The sequence below is a fragment of the Paracraurococcus lichenis genome (assembly GCF_030657435.1).
GTDB classification, from domain to species: domain Bacteria; phylum Pseudomonadota; class Alphaproteobacteria; order Acetobacterales; family Acetobacteraceae; genus Paracraurococcus; species Paracraurococcus lichenis.
Genome location: NZ_JAUTWS010000301.1, coordinates 1 through 1315, shown reverse-complemented (window position 1 = coordinate 1315; position 1315 = coordinate 1). Strand labels below are relative to the sequence as shown.

The following is a 1315-nucleotide window of genomic DNA, read 5'->3' as shown; positions in this document are numbered from 1 at the left end:
TGATCCTCGGTAGGGTTGGGTTGTCGAGACCAGCAACCCGAGCCTTGGACGACCACGATGACCGACGACAGGATTGCCCTTCGTGAGCTCTTGGAGAAGGGCTCCGACGCGACCTTCCTCCGCGAGATGATCGGCTTCGCCGCGCAGCGGCTGATGGAGCTGGAGGCGGAGGGGGTGTGCGGCGCCGCCCATGGCGAGCGCAGCCCAGAGCGGGTGAACCAGCGCAACGGCTACCGCGAGCGGGACTGGCAGACCCGGGTCGGCACGGTCGAACTGCGGATCCCGAAGCTGCGGAGGGGCGCTTACTTTCCCGCCTTTCTGGAGCCCCGCCGGACGGCCGAGAAGGCGCTGACGGCGGTGATCCAGGAGGCCTATGTCCAGGGCATCTCCACCCGCTCGGTCGATGACCTGGTCCGGGCCATGGGCATGGACGGGGTCAGCAAGAGCCAGGTCTCGCGGCTCTGCGCCGAGATCGACGAGCGGGTCCGCGACTTCCTCGACAGGCCGATCGAGGGCGACTGGCCCTACCTCTGGCTGGACGCGACCTACGTGAAGGTCCGCGAGGCCGGGCGGGTCGTCCCGGTCGCCGTCACCATCGCGGTCGGCGTCAATGCCGACGGGCGGCGCGAGGTTCTCGGCATGGCGATCGGCGCCTCCGAGGCCGAAGCCTTCTGGCTAGACTTCCTGCGCGCCCTGGCCCGCCGTGGCCTGCGCGGGGTCAAGCTCGTCATCTCCGATGCCCATGAGGGGCTGAAGGCGGCGGTCACCAAGGTGCTGCGGGCCACTTGGCAGCGCTGCCGCGTTCATTTCATGCGCACGGCGACCGTCCATGCCGGGAAGACCCAGCGCCGCCTCGTCTCCGCCTGGATCGGCACCGCCTTCGCCGAGGCCGACGCCCCCGCGGCCCACGCCCAGTGGCGCCGGGTCGCCGACCAGATCCGCCCCAAGGTGCCCAAGCTGGCCGCCCTGATGGACGCCGCAGAGGAGGACGTCCTCGCCTACATGCACTTCCCCACCGCGCACCGCGCCAAGTTGCACAGCACGAACCCGATCGAACGGCTGAATGGCGAGGTCAAGCGACGCACCGACGTGGTCGGCATCTTTCCCAACGAGGCCGCCGCCATCAGGCTGATCGGCGCCATTCTCCTCGAGCAATCCGATGAATGGGCAACCCAGCGCTCACGCTACATGACGCTGGAGACCATCAGCCCTCTCAGCGATACTGCCGCCGTCAGCCTGCCAGCCGTGGCCAACTGACCAGGCGGCCCAGCCCGCCAAGGAGCACTGCTCCTACACCACGCCTCGGGGCACGATC

1 protein-coding gene is annotated in these 1315 nt (G+C 69.1%); it reads left to right on the top strand.

Translation table 11 applies throughout. The features are described from left to right. Positions 1-57: 57 nt before the first annotated feature. The gene (locus Q7A36_RS39830) at positions 58-1257 is read left to right on the top strand and encodes an IS256 family transposase (RefSeq protein ID WP_305109327.1); all 1200 of its coding nucleotides are present in this window, start codon (positions 58-60) and stop codon (positions 1255-1257) included. The last annotated feature ends 58 nt before the right edge of the window (positions 1258-1315 follow it).

Bases quoted from the DNA above. Each gene is read 5' to 3' on its own strand.
- Q7A36_RS39830 (WP_305109327.1), top strand. From the start codon at position 58: ATGACCGACGACAGGATTGCCCTTCGTGAGCTCTTGGAGAAGGGCTCC.